The sequence below is a fragment of the Bacillus sp. FSL K6-0268 genome, assembly GCF_038005425.1.
Lineage (GTDB): Bacteria > Bacillota > Bacilli > Bacillales > Bacillaceae_G > Bacillus_A > Bacillus_A thuringiensis_S.
The window spans coordinates 189,780-207,941 of record NZ_JBBOTF010000002.1 but is presented as its reverse complement, the minus strand read 5'-3'; the positions used below and the strand labels follow the sequence as shown (position 1 = coordinate 207,941).

The following is an 18,162-nucleotide window of genomic DNA, read 5'->3' as shown; positions in this document are numbered from 1 at the left end:
GGTTAATGGTCCGTCGTTAGGCTCTTATAATCTCATTACGTGGTTCACATCTTTTCACATTCTAATAAATAGCTTGTTTATCAGAACTTCAGCTGTGCCAGAAAGGTGTCAACATAGATAGCCAGACCTGTAATTCATTATCTCTGAAGCTCATCTATACCATCAATCGATTGATACTTTGGATCTCTAACTATGAATGCAGCCCCTTCATATCCCTTTTTAATTTTTTAAATTTTTCCTGTTTCTAATCCCCAGATAAAACACCCAAGTTCTCTTGCAATCGCTGTAAGGGCAACATTTCTGGGCTTCCCTTGATACATCATGCGATGATATTTTCTTTGTAACCTTTCTACTGCCCGATCTGCATAGGAAATTACTTCGCTTTGTTGCCCTTTTTGTCTTGCTTTTACTCGTTTCGATTTTAATCCGATTGTTCCTTTTACCAGCGCATTTGCACATTCTACAAGTGTAGACCTAACGGTCGAATTGCCTTGTTTTGTAATCGAACTTCGACTGATTTTCTCTCCACTTGAACTTTCGCTTGGCGTCAATCCTAGATAAGCCATAAATGCTTTAGCTGTGGGAAAACGAGTGAAGTCTGCAATTTCTATATGAACAATCATTGCTGCGGTTGTGTCTATCCCTTTTAAGCATCTTAACTTCGCGACTGGTTCTTCGTATCTTTCACTATGAGATAATTTTTCTAATCTCAGACTAAAGCGCTCAATTTTATCAACTAGAACATCATACTGTAATAGATATTCATCCAACGTTTCTTTAAACAATCCTTGTAAATCAAGATTTTTTAACCATTTCATATAAGCGATTGTCCAGCTTGATTTCCCTTCATACACACAACCCTGCCTTAAAAGGAATGATTTTATCTGTTGTTTCATCTTCTTCAATGATGTTTTAAAATCACTTAGCATGCGGATATACTCTTTCACGGCAACATCCTCTTCTTCTGGAACATATACTTCTTTATAAGTGCCATTCGCTAAATTAAGAGCGATCATTTTGGCATCGAATTTATCATTTTTCACCATTTTATTTTTAGATGAACTATACATTGTTGTTGGAGCTAAAATATCACAATCAATCCCGTTTTGTTCAAGAAGATTATGAAGTGAATACCCTAAACAACCCGCCTCATATCCAGCTTTAATGTTTATATCTTCACCATATTTTGTTTTCAGTTTCTCAACGAATTTTTTTACGAGAGATACATTTGAAGCACATCGTGCTTCTCTTACAATTTCCCCAGTTGTTCCGTGCAGTGCACATAAGCTAAAGCTTTCCTTATGGACATCCATCCCAATATAGATTATATTTTCCATAGTGGCCTCCTATTATCATAGGGTATAAACCCAGTTATACTGTTTGTTTCACTCATTATTATGGGCTAAAATCCCTGACTTGATAATCTAGGAGGTCACTTCATATTATCTCTTTATATAGAATAATTTATTTCTATATCGTGTTCCAGTTTTACTTTACCACCTCATTACAAGACATCTACGATGTTCTCTATCGCAATGAAATCTGGGAATGGTGTGGGTATCCAGAGTGGAAGTGGAATGAGACGCTATTTTCTTCTCGTAAACGAGAACCGCTTGTGCCAACGGCTTATTGGTATCAAGGACGGCGCCTACATGTCGTCGAAATCGATACGGGGGAGAATTTGCATGCAACACTCGGTAATATGCGCCGCTATGAGGGGCTTGTGAAACAAGCCGAAAAACGTAGCACACCCGTTCCCCAAGTCTATTATTTTACAAGTGATCGGCTGCGTTTAACGTGGCTGGAAGAAGCGCTGGGCGGACATAAACCGTGGCTGCGGTGTGTGCATACGCCGAAAAGAGGGGGCGGTTCATCGTGAAGGAAAAAATCACGTGGGTTCCTTTGTTTTCGCGCGATACGGATGAAACGTGTGTTTCTGTTTATCGCTGCCTCAGAAGGTGGCTTACATGTGCAAGGCGCCTATGCCCCATCAAAACAAACAAGGAGGGATTGTAGCATGAAGCAAGAGGATCATAATGTGGTACCGATGTTGATACCTACGATTCCGATTACACCGGCAGAAGAGGCGCAATTGATTACGCTGTTTCAAAATTTACAAACGGCGGTGGTGAACTATTTTGCGAATCCGACGATTTTGCCGAATCAAGCGCTGCAGCAAGCCTTAACTCAGTTATACACGTTTTTACTCAATACGTTTCCGACGCCAGATGGGCGAAATGCGACGCGGTATAATATGTTTCTTTTACTTGGTACGACAAATTCGTTAGCCAGCTTGACTGCACCGGTTGGGCAAATCGCAGAGATGTTAAATGCGCTGTATAACGCGCTTTCTGTATTTGTCGCGTCTCTGATCACGTCTTCGCCATCCGTTCAAAATCAATTGTTCGTCATTCTCATCAATTTATTTGCAGCAACATCTACAAAGCTGAATACGGTGCAAGGAGAAACTGGACCAGCGGGATCACAAGGACCACAAGGATCGCAAGGACCAGCGGGACCACTCGGCTTACAGGGACTGCAAGGGACGCAAGGTTTTCCCGGTGTGACAGGACTCCAGGGGCAAGAGGGAGATCAAGGACCGCAAGGCGCACAAGGATCGCAAGGACCAGCGGGACCACCCGGCGTACAAGGACCGGAAGGGGACAACGGCGTGACAGGACCCACGGGACCGACCGGACCACAAGGACCTCCGGGACCAACAGGACCGACGGGGGCGATTGGCGTCAGTAATACATTACTAGCAAAGAAAAACAAGGGCACTTCATTTCTGGTAGAGGGGATACACAAAAACAATACGCAAGGAGGAAACAGCGATGACGAATGATCACAGCAATCCAAACAATCAAAACCTCGGTCTACCAGATATCGGACCGATGATTACGCCAACAGTTCCGATTACCCCTGCGCAAGAAGCCGCTCTGTTAAACTTATTTGCCAATTTACAATTAGCCGTAACAGCTTACTTCAATAATCCCACGCCCGCTACGCAGTTACAACTCAAAAACGAACTGAACCTTCTATACAACTTCTTATTGAACGAATTCCCGACACCAGCTGGACGAAATGCGACGCGGTTTAGTTTGTTTCTTCTGTTAGCTACGGTGAATCAGTTACAAGGCGTGGCGCAGATTGGGAAAATTTCGAATATGATGCAGTCTCTCTATAACGCACTGTCTATTTTTGTGGCGGAACTGTTGACGTCGAGTCCCGCAGTAAAAAATCAACTGTTGAACACACTTACCTTTACGGTGACGATTACGTCTGATGTGCCGTCTGGATCTCCAGGACCAACGGGTCCAGCAGGGGCACAAGGGTTCGGGCGCACAAGGTGCACAAGGAGCGGCTGGATTTACAGGACCACAAGGGTTGCAAGGGCCTGCAGGGATTCCAGGTGTGAAAGGCGAACAAGGTACGCAAGGAGCACAAGGATTGCAGGGGCCTGGGGGGCCACAAGGAAGTGCGGGACCAGAGGGCGATAATGGCGTGACGGGACCACAGGGGCCAACTGGGCCGACTGGAGTGACAGGACCGACTGGGCCTACGCCGACGCTGCCGGTGGGGAATGTGTTTGTGGCGAACCGTAGTAGTAATAATGTTTCTGTGATAGATGGGACTACGTTTGAGAAGGTAACCACCATAGCTGTCACGGGTCCTCAGGGTGTGGCAGTGGACGTGGTGAATAACCAGGTGTGGGTGGCGAACCTTAGTAGTGCCAACGTATCAGTGATCGACGCATCCACGTACGCGAAGGTAACCACTATCGCGGTGGGCTCGCGGCCTCAGGGTGTGGCGGTGGACGCGGCGAACAACCAGGTATGGGTGACGAACCTTGACAGTAACAACGTATCGGTGATAGATGGCTCCACGTATGCGAAGGTAACGACCATCGCGGTGGGCTCGCGGCCTCTCGGCGTGGCAGTAGACACGGCGAATAATCAGGTGTGGGTGGTGAACCTTGACAGTAACAACGTATCGGTGATCGACGCATCTTCGTACGCGAAGGTAACCACCATAGCAGTGGGCACGGGTCCTGAGGGTGTGGCGGTGGACGTGGGGAATAACCGGGTTTGGGTGGTGAACCGTAACAATAACAACGTATCGGTGATAGATGCAACTAGTTTCCAAAAAGTAACGACCATCGCGGTGGGCTCGAATCCTTACAGTGTGGCAATCAACCCGCCAAGTTTATAAGGGAATCATAAGGAGGTGTAGGCCTCCTTCTTTTTTTATCACCAAAAAAATCCTTACGCATGTTTGAAATGGCGTAAGGGATATGAACCCTTGGTATGACTGGGTTTATATACCCGGATATGTATAATCCTTACGCATTTCCCCCTATATTTTCTTTATATATCATATTTTATTCTTTTTTTAAGTGCCTTTTGAAGAAAAAGACTTTCTAGCTTATATCTAGCGCATAATAAGTAGAGACAAAGGAAATATCAATCGCATTTTCAGTGCTGGGATACTAGATCATTCATTCCCTTCTAGAAGATGGGGAATGTCAAGAGCCGTTTGTACTACAAAAAACACCAAAAACAGATTGTTGTATAGATGACATATCTTATAAAATCTGAGTGGGGTATACAGAGAACCCGATAGAAGAAACAATAAGCAGAGGATCTTGCGTAGAACGAATTTCATTTGCTACGGAGTAGGGGGGAGAAACAAATGAGAAAAATGGGCTATGTACGAGTGAGCAGTGCTGATCAAAACTTAGCGAGACAAATCGAGCAGTTACAGCAAATCGGAATCGATATCCTGCAGCAGCTGTTACAACATATACAGAAAGAAGATACGATCTGGGTAACAGATTTAACACGCATTACAAGAAGTACGGCGGAATTGTTTGAGTTAGTCGCCTATATCCAAATGAAGGAGGCTAACTTACAATCTGTAAAAGATACATGGCTAGATTTAACATCTAAAAATCCATATAGTCAATTTTTACTGACTGTGATCGGCGGCGTGAATCAGTTAGAACGAGATCTCATTCGCATGCGCAGCGAGAGGGTATTGAGCTGGCGAAACAAAAAGGGAAGTATGTGGGGCGCGTAGAAAAGTATCATGAAAAGCATCCTAATTTGGAGCAAGCCCTTGCTCTTTATGCACAGCGAAAGATGACCATTCATCAAATTTGTACACAGACACAAATATCTCAATCCACATTGTATCGTAAGTTGCGCATGCTATCCGTAAGAAAAAGAAACAGTGTCCGGCAAATAGACAATCCTATGTAGAATCGGTATGCGTGGTTCGAGTTGTTGTTTGATATCCCAACATACAGAACAAGGGTTAATTCGCCCCACGAGTAGGACAGGCTATTTTTATAGGAACGTTTTGTGCGTGATACAGCTTGTCCATAAGGTTATTGACAATGCCATTGAAATACGCAAATGGATCTTTTTTCATATGTATACCCGATTTTACTTTCATCTCAAATTCTTTTATGGTTTGTAAGCCGATGATTAGTTTATAGTTCTTATCAAAAGCGGTAGTTCTTGCTGTATGTTTTACGTTGCATTTATTATCTATTATAAAAATAAATAGAAAATTCTTCCTTAAAAGTATAAAAGAGGTGGTTTAAGTCTTTCGTTTTTGTAACATTTTTGACGAACTAGAGCAATAATCCTATGGATAGGATAAAAGGTAGATGGAAAAATTCTATTTTTTCTATAATATCTCAAAAATCAAGAATACTTTTTGTTTTGAGATACAAGCGATTTTTTTCTACATATAAATATTAATGTTAAAAAAATGAATTCTACAAAATAAAACGGTATGTAAATAAAAAGTATCATATATAGTTTCAAAAAAATTTCCGAAGTTCATCTCAATAAGCTAAGATATATAGTCTTTTTGATATATAATTTTGATATTTTTCACAACTTCCTATAATAAAGATTATGTTAACTGGATAAAAGTAACAAACTTATTAAATATTAGTAAAGGTTATTATGCTTCTCCTTTCTCTTTGGATTAATTCTGTGTGATGGATTGTGCGGTATAATAGTATAGATTTCTATCTTTCAGTTACATGGTATAAACGTGCGCATTGTTATATATTTTGATATATATTGGATGTTATTTTAAAACTTTGTTATGGTTGGCATCTAGTGTAGGACGATGCGATGGAGAATGAAAGAGACTTTCTCTACGGGAACATTTACTTTTTAGGACAAGAATTCGGAATGTCAGTTACAAAATGAATATGCTTCGAATGACTTACAAAAAGAAGAAATAAGAATACAATACGATATAGAAAGAAAATATAGGGAAAAATGCGTAAGGATTTTTTGGTGATAAAAAACCGGACCACTGGCATAGAATAAACAATAGATACCGCGTAGCCTCCACACCTTGCGGTGTGGTAAAAATACATAAAAAGAATCCCGTACCGATTGGGGTACTGGATTTTTCCCATTCTCATAACAACACACATAAAAAAGAAGGAGGCAAATACCTCCTTCTACACTTATAAACTAGGCGGATTCACTGCCACACCGAGAGGACCCGTGCCCACCTCGATGGTTGTTACCTTCGCGTACGTGGAGCCGTCCATCACTGATACGTTGCTACTGCTATAATTCGTCACCCACACCTGGTTATTCGCCGCGTCCACCGCCACGCCGAAAGGCTGCGTGCCCACCGCGATGGTCGTTACTTTGGCGTACGAGGATCCGTCTATCACCGATACGTTGTTACTGCTAGAGTTCGTCACCCACACCTGGTTATTCGCCGCATCCACCGCCACACCCTCAGGACCCGAGCCCACTGCTATGGTGGTTACCTTCGCGTACGAAGATGCGTCGATCACCGATACGTTGTTACTGTCAAGGTTCACCACCCACACCTGATTATTCGCCGTGTCTACTGCCACGCCGAGAGGCCGCGAGCCCACCGCGATGGTCGTTACCTTCGCATACGTGGAGCCATCTATCACCGATACGTTGTTACTGTCAAGGTTCGTCACCCATACCTGGTTGTTCGCCGCGTCCACCGCCACACCCTGAGGCCGCGAGCCCACCGCGATAGTGGTTACCTTCGCGTACGTGGATGCGTCGATCACTGATACGTTGGCACTACTAAGGTTCGCCACCCACACCTGGTTATTCACCACGTCCACTGCCACACCCTGAGGACCCGTGACAGCTATGGTGGTTACCTTCTCAAACGTAGTCCCATCTATCACAGAAACATTATTACTACTACGGTTCGCCACAAACACATTCCCCACCGGCAGCGTCGGCGTAGGCCCAGTCGGTCCTGTCACTCCAGTCGGCCCAGTTGGCCCCTGTGGTCCCGTCACGCCATTATCGCCCTCTGGTCCCGCACTTCCTTGTGGCCCCCCAGGCCCCTGCAATCCTTGTGCTCCTTGCGTACCTTGTTCGCCTTTCACACCTGGAATCCCTGCAGGCCCTTGCAACCCTTGTGGTCCTGTAAATCCAGCCGCTCCTTGTGCACCTTGTGCGCCCGAACCCTTGTGCCCCTGCTGGACCCGTTGGTCCTGGAGATCCAGACGGCACATCAGACGTAATCGTCACCGTAAAGGTAAGTGTGTTCAACAGTTGATTTTTTACTGCGGGACTCGACGTCAACAGTTCCGCCACAAAAATAGACAGTGCGTTATAGAGAGACTGCATCATATTCGAAATTTTCCCAATCTGCGCCACGCCTTGTAACTGATTCACCGTAGCTAACAGAAGAAACAAACTAAACCGCGTCGCATTTCGTCCAGCTGGTGTCGGGAATTCGTTCAATAAGAAGTTGTATAGAAGGTTCAGTTCGTTTTTGAGTTGTAACTGCGTAGCGGGCGTGGGATTATTGAAGTAAGCTGTTACGGCTAATTGTAAATTGGCAAATAAGTTTAACAGAGCGGCTTCTTGCGCAGGGGTAATCGGAACTGTTGGCGTAATCATCGGTCCGATATCTGGTAGACCGAGGTTTTGATTGTTTGGATTGCTGTGATCATTCGTCATCGCTGTTTCCTCCTTGCGTATTGTTTTTGTGTATCCCCTCTACCAGAAATGAAGTGCCCTTGTTTTTCTTTGCTAGTAATGTATTACTGACGCCAATCGCCCCCGTCGGTCCTGTTGGTCCCGGAGGTCCTTGTGGTCCGGTCGGTCCCGTGGGTCCTGTCACGCCGTTGTCCCCTTCCGGTCCTTGTACGCCGGGTGGTCCCGCTGGTCCTTGCGATCCTTGTGCGCCTTGCGGTCCTTGATCTCCCTCTTGCCCCTGGAGTCCTGTCACACCGGGAAAACCTTGCGTCCCTTGCAGTCCCTGTAAGCCGAGTGGTCCCGCTGGTCCTTGCGATCCTTGTGGTCCTTGTGATCCCGCTGGTCCAGTTTCTCCTTGCACCGTATTCAGCTTTGTAGATGTTGCTGCAAATAAATTGATGAGAATGACGAACAATTGATTTTGAACGGATGGCGAAGACGTGATCAGAGACGCGACAAATACAGAAAGCGCGTTATACAGCGCATTTAACATCTCTGCGATTTGCCCAACCGGTGCAGTCAAGCTGGCTAACGAATTTGTCGTACCAAGTAAAAGAAACATATTATACCGCGTCGCATTTCGCCCATCTGGCGTCGGAAACGTATTGAGTAAAAACGTGTATAACTGAGTTAAGGCTTGCTGCAGCGCTTGATTCGGCAAAATCGTCGGATTCGCAAAATAGTTCACCACCGCCGTTTGTAAATTTTGAAACAGCGTAATCAATTGCGCCTCTTCTGCCGGTGTAATCGGAATCGTAGGTATCAACATCGGTACCACATTATGATCCTCTTGCTTCATGTTACCATTCCTCCTTTTTTGAGCGTATGCACAAACTGTATCCACGGCTTATGCCCGCCCATTGCTTCTTCCATCCAAGCCAAACGCTGCCGGTCAGGTGTAAAATAGTACACCTGCGGCACAGGCTTGCCGCGCTTTTCTGCATGTTGCACCAATCCCTCATACCGGCGCATATTACAAAGTGTGTGATGCAGATTTTCCCCATTATCGATTTCTACTACATGCAGGCGCTGCCTATCATACCAATAGGCAGCGGGCAACAGTGAATCTCGTTTCGAAGAAGGTAGTAACTCTTCTTGCCACTTCCACTCTGGATACCCACACCATTCCCAGATTTCATTACGATAGAGGACATCGTAGATGTCTTGTAACTCTGTCAAAATGGTCACATGAGACGTTCCGAGTAACTCGCCCCCTTTACTATTGAGTCCAAAAATATGACGAGATGGCTCTTGAATGTTGTGCAAATACGGACGCAAATGCTCGAGTTTACGCAGGATACTCCGCCGACTATACGCGCCCATATAAGCAACCAGTTGCCCCGTCGTCGTCCACTGTAGCTGTTGAATGATCTCCAGCATTTCTAAATCGGTCATGACGGATTTGGCCATTCCCCTTTTTGTCATCCTACACCCTCCTTTTTTACAAAATAGAGACAACGTAACAAGAAAAAAAACCTTATCCAGAAGAATCCCACCACAAAAACTTCCCAATAGGGTGTACTCAAATGGGAATGATACAAATGGTGATCATTCCTGTATCAAGGGGTACGTCTCGTGAAATGAACAAGTGAGAAACATACATATAATTGTTATTTTTCAATATATTTATAAAATAATTTAAAGTAAAACCTTTTTCATCTATTAAGCATACGAATGATTGGTTTTTTTACCATATGTTTGGGTGTTTTTCTTATCTTTTCTGTGTGTTACCACATTTTTTTGGTGAAATAAGCAAAAAAGTATGCACGAAGTGCTTGGGTGTTGTATAGAATACAGTACGCAACGAAACAAAGAGATTTTACTGTTTCTGGAAGGGGATAGACATTTCTTTATAGGACGAGTTGCGGGAGCAACGAACAAGAAGGTTTCCTGTATCTGTTATATTTTTTTAATAACTGTTGATTGAATCCAGTTTGGGTTCTTCCCATTTGGGTACACCCTAGTGGGAAGTTTGTACTGAATCTTACCCACTACATAAAGCATCCAGAGACACCACCGCATGATAGATTCCTACTTTCCTCGTTTTCTAAACACCCCAAACTCGTATTCTCCCCATCTCCCATTTTCAGTATATCCTACCACCAAAACAGACACAACCTGCCCCTACACCCGTACATAATTACTCCCCTCTCACGCATTCTTCTACATCATCCAACACTTGCCCCGCTTACGTTTTCCATCCGACCTATTTCTTGTACTACGATACAAATAACGACAAATTTTCTCCACTGCGCCATGATTTTTACTCCATTTCCTGCAAAGAGAAATTCTTCTTTTCCCGTCCATCTATCGCCCCTAGTTTCCTATCTTGCAAGATTTCCTAACAATGATAGCGGCCACTGTGGAAATTTTTTTATGTGATAACATATGTGACTTTTATCTGACATAAAGTACTCCTGATTTATGATAGTTCTACCACAAAACAGCGTACGCCAGTCAAGAATGCGCTGTTTTTTATTTTTCATGTTCATATTACTTCCACGTGTTACATATAATACAATGTTAAATCAATTTATATATATATCTTTGCGATGTAAAAAAGAGCGTTCACACTCGCCAGAGAATGCTCTTTTTTTGCTGACCCCACATACGGCTTTGTTACCTTTCAAATTTCACATACCCACCTGAAACCCGCTGATTGCCCCCAACGTTATACCATCCATCTTGATATCCCCACGACTGATATCTTTCACTTTGGTACACATTTTTTACGACACTATAGTTCGTTCCTAGACCAGTACGAACGCGTAATACATCAGCTGTAATAGTCACTACACCAATGCCACCAATTGAAGATTTGGACGGTGTTGATGTACTTCCTCCTGTATAACGAATGTATGATGAATCGTTATACATCCACTGATTTCCTCCAAGATTCAACCAGTTTCCTACTTTACCCCAGACTTTATATGATTCGCCTTTTTGTAATTTACGAATCACACTATTTGTTGTGGATGGACCAGAACGAAGGTTTATATTGTATCCATCAATATACGCTACTCCCGCCTCATTCATAACACCAGGTACTTCACTTGGTTGCTTTGGTTTCGCTTCAACTGAAATAGAATTTCCCTTATATGCTTTTAATACATCAGCACGAAACTTTGATTCTGATACACCATGACTGCGAAGATAATCAATCAGATCTTCGTGATCTGTGCCACCAAGCTAATACGTAATGTCTTTATGCGTCCACAACCCAATGGATGGCTCAATGTTTCTATCACGTAAAATCTTAGCTAGTAGCTTCACATATCTCTCATAGGATTTTTTTAATTTAATAGGGTCACTCGTTTCAGAGAGCTCTACATGAACAAATCGTTTATTGGCTGCTGGACCTGCTCCCCATGCTTGATACTTAGTAGAAGCAATTTGAATGGTTTCATCCCAATCTGTCGCATAATGTACAAATGCAGAGCGCCATGTTCTTGCTTCATAGTTTCGGATATTAATAGCAGGCAGGCGCTTCAAGAGTTGCTGTAGAATGTGCTACTACACCTTCATATGCCTCATATCCATTGTGATATTCAGCTTTAGGTAACCCTGGAATAATTATTTCTCGATCAGCAAAGACACTACCTGCCGAAGTAAATATAATGATAGCTGCAGTAGAAATTGAGGCTAATAATTTAATAGATTTTTTCATTTTTCGTCACCATTCCCCATAATTTTTTGCTTAATGTCTGATACATCTTTTGAAAGTGAACCAAATGCTTTTGCCTGTTCTTCGATGACTGCTTGGTTTTTCTCGATTACTTTTTGATACTGTTCTTCACGCTGCTCATTCTTTTTTTGCGTAGTAAAAAGCATCCACACAAATAACGCTGCGAATGCTCCTTGTTGAATCATTGAATTGAAGATTTGTTCCTCCACTGTTCTCATCCCCTTTGTATACACACTAAAAAAGCCTGCTTATGTACGCTTAACTTGTACGATTTAAATTAAAAAGTTCATTGCAATATGAACAATGCTCCCGCTTGGAACACCATTCACGAAAATCCCCCCATCAGGTTTTATTGTAACTTCACAAGCTGTGGGTGTATATCCATATGCCAGCGCTGGAAAAGCAATGTGCTGTATCGGTCTAAATCCAACTGGTAGTGTAGCGAATACTGCCTCATTTTGAGGGTTTCGAACCGAACCAATTACACTCATGTTTTCACCACTTCTCTTGTATTTCATATCTCTGTTAGCAACATTCTATACCCCAGTTGTAGGAAGGTTAATCCACCCTGTATCTGTTGCTTGCCTAATGGTACCATCTGTTCGAAATTCTACTCGTTTGGACCAATCCCAATTATCCCCCTGTTCCTTTGTAGAAGGAGCAACAATTAGCTCTCCCTGCGCCCCTTTGTGAATGACTGTCTTATAGGAACGACTACCTAATACAATTGCATTATCGCTCTTACATTCAAGTAATCCATTTATAATGTCGCCAGCTTTTTTTAGAAGATTATCAGCAAAAACATTGAATACCCCTGTAGGTGATTTATCAAGCAACACTTTATTATTTTTCCAGTCTTTTAAATAGAATTGACCATCCGAGGCTCCTACAAGACCGATATCTAATACCTTATCTTCACTATTGAATCCAACTCCGATATTGGAACCGGACGTTGCTTTCATGGTTAGATACCCTGTCATTATCCCGCCTGATCGCTTTACAACATCCATTTTTTCAACCGCTGGTTGTAAAGCATCTATCGTTTTCTTAATAATCTCAAACTCTGAAATATAATTTTCCATTTTAATATTTCCTTCTTTCACATCACGTCTTAATGTAATACGAATGTCTGGTGTACTCATTCGTTCTGTATTTTTTTCCATCACAAAAAAAGCTGTCCAATCATCCGATGTAGAAACAGCTTGAGATGTAAACGTATATAAAAACACTCCATTCTTTGCATCAACTACTTGAGCATCATCTCGAATGAATACTCCTGTGTGATTTGTCGCTTCATATTTAACCGCATATCCTGTTAAATCCACCTTCTCCCCCTTTTTCTCTTACGTACACCGTAAGCTTCAATCCATTCTTGTCATTCTGCCGAGAACGAATTGTTTTTGTAAACACAGGATCTGCTAAATCTAGCATCATTTCCTCATTTCGCATGACTACACCTCTCTTTATCTATTCCCTTTCACGCGTCTAGGCGGTCTTCTTTGACGTTTTACTTTGTTCCTATGTTTTAATATTTCCTTTAGGCTTTAACGGCTCTAATTCTTCCAATCTAGCATCCGTTTTTGTCACATATTCTTGGAAACCTTTTGTGAGTTGCGAAAGCATTCCATATAAACCTACACCATTTTCCTCTGCTTCTTTTGGAATAACGAAACCATAATGCGTAGGAATTGCACCTATAGTAATTGTCGGTTCTCCTTCTTTGCGATTCATACGCATTTCATAGAGTTTTGGAATGTCCGTTTTCAGATTATACTGTTTAATATCCCAAGCCATATCCCAAGCCATTACAGTTTCCAATACACTACGTGTAATTGGTCTAATATTGGTTTTATAGGTTTCTTTAGAAGAAACTTTAAAGTCTGAAGCAATTACTCCTTGATAATAGGTCCCCAGAGCGGTTTTCACTTGAATATAGCCATTTTCCCAACTCGAATTTCGTATCATCGCATTTGGAAGTATGATATCTGTATCTCCTCCAGATGAAACTCCAATACTCGCAATCCAATTGTCATTACGATAAAAGCGGAACTGATCTTTGACTTTAAACCTCATATCAGTTTGAGGATTTAGGACAATCATGTTGTCAGCATGAAGCATTGCATTCCCTGTTTGCGAAAAGTATAAAGAAGCTGCATTCAAGTATCCATTGCCATCAACTGACCTGCGAGTGGGCCTTTCACATGACGGATAAACGATTGAACAAAATCCAACATTTCATTTGCTCGATCTACCTCAAACCAAATATCTTTCCGTTTTTTCCACTTCTTATAGCACTCTACAGCACGAATGATCGACTTCGGGTATTTCTTTTTATGCCGCATGACGTGACTTGCATACTGATCCGCATAGTTCACGCCTGGTGTAATCATCATGTAGATTTCCGCCATTTGGCTCGATGAGCCGCTAATTCATCTTTTGGTTCATGAGATGGGATATTTTTTTCATGTTTGGACGCTTTTTGTACACTTTTCCCCTTATTCGTCATGCCGAGCGCTTCTAACATTTTATTCTTTTTATCATTCCAAGTTTCTACCTGTTGTGCCAGTGGATGCTTCATTTCATTTACGGCTCCAGCCTTGTTCTGATGCGTTTTTGTAGGCGGAAATCCATCCTCTTTCCATTCTTCAAACATCGTTTATAAATGATAAAAGCATCTACATAATTTTCAAGTAGTGGTTCTAAAGAAGGTGTAAAATTGTCCTCCTCAGTCAATGATTGTATAATTCTATTTCGCTCTTCATCCCTTGCCACATCTAACATTTCTAGCCTTTTCTTTTTCGACATACGAGTCATTTTCACACCCCCCTTACTTTTTTCAACATCGTGCAACCATTGATGTGCCCCCTAGCTATCTATCTTCCCAAAAAGGGGAATTTTAACTTTCGATAGGGGGGCTTCCAAAGTAACTCGGAAACACGGTTCTCAGCTTTCCTTTGTTCTTTTCCTTGAAATGACATTTCGGACAAAGTAGCATTAAATTATTTTCATCTAACTTCAGTGTGTCATCTTGTTTAATTGATGAGCTCTTCTACCAAAAACAAACCTTCCACATCGCTCACAACATCCTTTCTCTCGTTCAAATACTTGAGACCTCACATACTTCCATGCATTCGTACGATAGAAAGGTTTGTTCTCGTGATGATAGATGTTCTTCTTATCTGTTTTCTTTCTTGGTTTGTTTCGCTTATGCTCCGCGCAATAACGCCCTTTACTTATTTTGTGATAGCAGCCGTTAAAATCACAATACTTCATGTTACATACTCCATTCTCAAATATTTTGATACAGAATTTCCGCACAATAAAAAAGCACCATCACTGATGCTTTTTACTTATCCATTATTTACCCAACTTATCATACATGCAGAATATGTTGTACGTCTTCCATTATCACTTTTATAGTAGTTACGACGATTTGTCATTCCCCCTACTTTTTTATACATTTGTTACATGTTTTAACTACGTTCTTTTCCCTTTCCCTCTTTATCTACCAACATTTCCTCTGAACTCTCTGGAACTACTAATTTTATATATACATCTGCTCCAGGTACAATATCCGCAGTGGTTAAAAGAAACTTTGGATCTACACTACCTGCATACATAGAATATCTTCCTCTTGGCAAATTAATGATACGAAACATGCCGTCTGGTTTTGATAGTGACGTACTAGAAAGATTATAATTGGGCGGCGTATAAATTCTTACAATACGATTTGTACTTGTATTTACTACATATAGCGTGATATTTGAAATGGGTTCTTCGTTTTTTGTAATCTGTCCATAAAAAGATCCTAAAACATTACTAGATGAAACTGCAGGAGATAATAGCTCTTTGACCGCTTCACTGGCATGTAACAACCCATACCCATAAAATGGAACCCATTCTTTATGAACTATATTTACATTTTTAGAAGAACGTTGTATAGCTTGAATAATTTCTTGATTCGTCGCAGATGGTTTCATCGCTCGTAACATAGCTGCAACCCCGCTTACAAATGGTGTGGAAAAAGATGTTCCACTGAGTACAAAATACGCGTTTTTGTCATCCACATCTGGTAAATACGTTGGCACCGTAGATAAAATATCTGTTCCTGGCGCTGTTATTCCAATATTAATTCCCCAATTTGAAAAAACACTTAATTGATTGGTTTGATCTGTTGCACTCACTCCTAATACAAAGTTATTTGCAGCAGGATAATATGGGGCAGTTGCTCCATCATTTCCGACTCCGGCTACTAAAATAATATTTTGCTTCCAGGCTGCTTCAATTACCAATTGAAGGGCTTCTAAATAATCTCTAGGATCATGAGTAAAAAAACTCATATTTATTACATCTACCCTTTTTTCTATTGCATACGCAATCCCCTTAATCACATCTACCGCTAATACCATATGATTCACTTTTATAACTTTTATGGGAACAATATATGCAGTATTATAACTTGCACTCGCTATTCCGATTTGATTATTCGTAGTGGCAGCGGCTATGCCTGCTACAAAAGTGCCATGCCCTATTCTGTCCATATAGTCTGTAGGATCATCGGAGGCTACATTGATCGGATCTATTATTTTTCCTATTAAATCTGGATGATTTGGATCAATTCCTGTATCTAAAATCGCTATTTTAGTTAGCAAATGTTTATATTTCGCTACACAGTACGCCTCTGTCGGATTAATTCGTTGTAGTCCCCATTGGTTTGTAGTATTTTCGAATTTCTGAAAATAATAATAATCATTTGGTATACAATCATTTTTTATATCCTGATTCATTTCGTAATGACAGCAACCATATTTTGAAAAGCGATGCTTTTTGAAACTTCCTATGGTATAGATGATATTAAAATCAACAAATCGAACGTACAAATTGTTTTTATATAATGCTTGGAATGTTTCCTCTTCTCCTGCAGGAACTTCAATTAAATCCATATGGAACTTAGGAATTTCATCTATTTTCTTTCCGCCTAATTGCGTATGGATTTCGCTTTTCGCTTGCTCATTTGTATGCTCATAAAATGTAATTAATAATTGCCCCTCTTTAAACAAGTTCTCTCACCCTCTATTGTTTGATACGATATTGTATGCAAACCGATGGACAAGTGTCTCACCCCTCCTGAAAAATGGTTTTTTAAACAAAAAAATACTAGCATACGTTTTCTCTCAGCAAAAAGAGAGCAGCCAACATAACATGGCTACTCTTACATCAGACTTTATTCATAAAAAAGAGATTCCTATAAACGAATAAGCCCCCATTTTTTTGGTTGTAAAAACCATTTTTCTACATATACTACAAATGCTTGGAAAACATCCCTTTCAGACGGTTTATTTCAGGCCCTCAACTTGGTAAACCATTATACTTATATCTAAACTGTTTTCCTCCAACATTTTTTTAGAAGGTTGAAGAATGCTCAGAATCCTCAGAATCCTTTACACCTACTATGGCCTACCCACACTTGTATATTCTGGCATTCTTCATTCCTTCATCTAGACTGTTAGCAAAGGGACGCTGCCATGAAAGTTGCTCATTATCTAGTTCTCTTTTTCATATTCCTCATTTTTTTATGGGTTGTATATGCTATATTCGAATGGAATTCATTTCTCGAACCATATTTAATGAATTCTCTTTTCAATTTTAAACAATTTTTTGTCATGCTCAACCGCTTTGGTATGTAAGTATTCTACTTCTTATCTTAATTCATTTACATCTACTTGCAACTGGGCAACACCTTTTCCCGCTTCTTGCAACATGAGATAGGAAGCATCCGTTTTGTCTTCCACACGTTGTAACCTTTCATCAATCGATGTGAAACGCTCTTCCATATCATCAAAACGTTTGTTAAGATCTGTCCCCATTGCTTGCATCATCTTCATTAACATATCTAACTTCTCTTCCATTACATCTCTCCTCGCTTTCCGTCAAATCTCTATACTGCTACTATAAACCATTTTTTCAATAGATACTATACACAAAATGTTGTGTACAAAAATGTTATATTTTTACGCATATTTAAACTTGACAATCCGAATGACTTCTGCATGTCGCTTCCTGATGTAGTTGGGATGACAATGTAATTCATACGCTATTCTTTCTAACGTCATACCCTCCACATATTTCATTTTTAGTATTTGATTATCCAATCCTCTAAACTTATTCATTAACTTTATTAAGGTATACATTTCATTCATTTTATGAGCCAGTTCATATGCAATTGCCTCCAAACGTGCCTCTACCTTCGCACCTTCCGATGCTACAGATAAGCGTATACGTTGTAAATCACCATAGATCCAACGTTTTAATTCTGCTTTTGTTTTATCTAGATTATATTCCAAATAAGCAATCTCTTCTTCTAATTTCTGATAGTTCTTTAGCCAATCAAACAAATGCTCCTTCACCCACCCTTTTTAAACTTGTCCAGAATCCTTTCTAAGCAGCCTTTTCACACTG

Annotated in this window: 12 protein-coding genes and 7 pseudogenes; 4 read left to right on the top strand and 15 right to left on the bottom strand. The window is 41.1% G+C overall.

From position 1 onward, the window contains the following. Positions 1-227: 227 nt before the first annotated feature. On the bottom strand, positions 228-1,337 hold the full coding sequence (locus MHI28_RS31795) for an IS110 family transposase (protein WP_100909858.1): 1,110 nt from the start codon (positions 1,335-1,337) through the stop codon (positions 228-230). Positions 1,338-2,017: 680 nt separating this feature from the next. On the opposite strand from MHI28_RS31795, the gene MHI28_RS31790 reads away from it, so the two are divergent. From MHI28_RS31790 to MHI28_RS31780, 4 genes and pseudogenes are all read left to right on the top strand, one after another. Continuing rightward, positions 2,018-2,845, top strand: coding sequence for a collagen-like repeat preface domain-containing protein (locus MHI28_RS31790; protein ID WP_340828563.1), 828 nt, complete (start codon positions 2,018-2,020; stop codon positions 2,843-2,845). Beyond that, positions 2,835-3,500, top strand: coding sequence for a collagen-like repeat preface domain-containing protein (locus MHI28_RS36265; protein WP_445661801.1), 666 nt, complete (start codon positions 2,835-2,837; stop codon positions 3,498-3,500). The genes MHI28_RS31790 and MHI28_RS36265 overlap by 11 nt, the downstream gene beginning before the upstream one ends. Positions 3,501-3,591: 91 nt before the next feature. Beyond that, positions 3,592-4,212 (top strand): YncE family protein, encoded by a 621-nt coding sequence (locus tag MHI28_RS31785; protein WP_340828566.1) that lies wholly within the window; start codon positions 3,592-3,594, stop codon positions 4,210-4,212. Between the two features lie 480 nt (positions 4,213-4,692). Next, positions 4,693-5,261, top strand: a pseudogene (locus tag MHI28_RS31780) (recombinase family protein). A gap of 1,235 nt (positions 5,262-6,496) precedes the next feature. Here MHI28_RS31780 and MHI28_RS31770 read toward each other — a convergent pair. The 14 genes and pseudogenes from MHI28_RS31770 to MHI28_RS31710 all read right to left on the bottom strand — a co-directional run bounded on the left by MHI28_RS31770 (position 6,497) and on the right by MHI28_RS31710 (position 18,098). Beyond that, positions 6,497-7,243 (bottom strand): YncE family protein, encoded by a 747-nt coding sequence (locus MHI28_RS31770; RefSeq protein WP_340828564.1) that lies wholly within the window; start codon positions 7,241-7,243, stop codon positions 6,497-6,499. Positions 7,244-7,334: 91 nt separating this feature from the next. Then, the gene (locus tag MHI28_RS36260) at positions 7,335-7,940 is read right to left on the bottom strand and encodes a collagen-like repeat preface domain-containing protein (RefSeq protein WP_445661810.1); all 606 of its coding nucleotides are present in this window, start codon (positions 7,938-7,940) and stop codon (positions 7,335-7,337) included. Positions 7,941-7,989: 49 nt separating this feature from the next. Beyond that, positions 7,990-8,817: a collagen-like repeat preface domain-containing protein gene (locus tag MHI28_RS31765; protein ID WP_340828563.1), complete on the bottom strand. Its 828-nt coding sequence runs from the start codon at positions 8,815-8,817 to the stop codon at positions 7,990-7,992. Next, on the bottom strand, positions 8,814-9,443 hold the full coding sequence (locus MHI28_RS31760) for a hypothetical protein (RefSeq protein WP_340828562.1): 630 nt from the start codon (positions 9,441-9,443) through the stop codon (positions 8,814-8,816). The genes MHI28_RS31765 and MHI28_RS31760 overlap by 4 nt, the downstream gene beginning before the upstream one ends. 1,194 nt (positions 9,444-10,637) lie before the next feature. Next, positions 10,638-11,685, bottom strand: a pseudogene (locus MHI28_RS31755) (N-acetylmuramoyl-L-alanine amidase). Continuing rightward, on the bottom strand, positions 11,682-11,912 hold the full coding sequence (locus MHI28_RS31750; protein ID WP_033692567.1) for a BhlA/UviB family holin-like peptide: 231 nt from the start codon (positions 11,910-11,912) through the stop codon (positions 11,682-11,684). Before MHI28_RS31750 ends, MHI28_RS31755 begins: the two are co-directional and overlap by 4 nt. Before the next feature lie 63 nt (positions 11,913-11,975). Further along, positions 11,976-13,152 (bottom strand): annotated as a pseudogene (locus MHI28_RS31745) (BppU family phage baseplate upper protein). 14 nt (positions 13,153-13,166) lie between these two features. Continuing rightward, positions 13,167-13,887, bottom strand: a pseudogene (locus MHI28_RS31740) (phage tail spike protein); the annotation flags it as partial. Continuing rightward, a pseudogene (locus MHI28_RS31735) lies at positions 13,866-14,096 on the bottom strand (terminase large subunit); the annotation flags it as partial. The pseudogenes MHI28_RS31740 and MHI28_RS31735, both read right to left, overlap by 22 nt. Then, positions 14,093-14,517, bottom strand: a pseudogene (locus MHI28_RS31730) (P27 family phage terminase small subunit). The pseudogenes MHI28_RS31730 and MHI28_RS31735, both read right to left, overlap by 4 nt. A gap of 82 nt (positions 14,518-14,599) precedes the next feature. Then, positions 14,600-14,976: pseudogene (locus MHI28_RS31725) on the bottom strand (HNH endonuclease). A gap of 200 nt (positions 14,977-15,176) precedes the next feature. Continuing rightward, positions 15,177-16,763, bottom strand: coding sequence for a S8 family peptidase (locus tag MHI28_RS31720; protein ID WP_340828561.1), 1,587 nt, complete (start codon positions 16,761-16,763; stop codon positions 15,177-15,179). Between the two features lie 639 nt (positions 16,764-17,402). Then, on the bottom strand, positions 17,403-17,612 hold the full coding sequence (locus tag MHI28_RS31715) for a hypothetical protein (RefSeq protein ID WP_340828560.1): 210 nt from the start codon (positions 17,610-17,612) through the stop codon (positions 17,403-17,405). Positions 17,613-17,714: 102 nt separating this feature from the next. After that, complete coding sequence (locus tag MHI28_RS31710; RefSeq protein WP_340828559.1) at positions 17,715-18,098, bottom strand: hypothetical protein; 384 nt, start codon at positions 18,096-18,098, stop codon at positions 17,715-17,717. Between the last annotated feature and the right edge of the window lie 64 nt (positions 18,099-18,162).

Bases quoted from the DNA above. Each gene is read 5' to 3' on its own strand.
- MHI28_RS31795 (WP_100909858.1), bottom strand. From the start codon at position 1,337: ATGGAAAATATAATCTATATTGGGATGGATGTCCATAAGGAAAGCTTT.
- MHI28_RS31790 (WP_340828563.1), top strand. From the start codon at position 2,018: ATGAAGCAAGAGGATCATAATGTGGTACCGATGTTGATACCTACGATT.
- MHI28_RS36265 (WP_445661801.1), top strand. From the start codon at position 2,835: ATGACGAATGATCACAGCAATCCAAACAATCAAAACCTCGGTCTACCA.
- MHI28_RS36260 (WP_445661810.1), bottom strand. From the start codon at position 7,940: ATGATTACGCCAACAGTTCCGATTACCCCTGCGCAAGAAGCCGCTCTG.
- MHI28_RS31765 (WP_340828563.1), bottom strand. From the start codon at position 8,817: ATGAAGCAAGAGGATCATAATGTGGTACCGATGTTGATACCTACGATT.
- MHI28_RS31760 (WP_340828562.1), bottom strand. From the start codon at position 9,443: ATGACAAAAAGGGGAATGGCCAAATCCGTCATGACCGATTTAGAAATG.
- MHI28_RS31715 (WP_340828560.1), bottom strand. From the start codon at position 17,612: ATGGAAGAGAAGTTAGATATGTTAATGAAGATGATGCAAGCAATGGGG.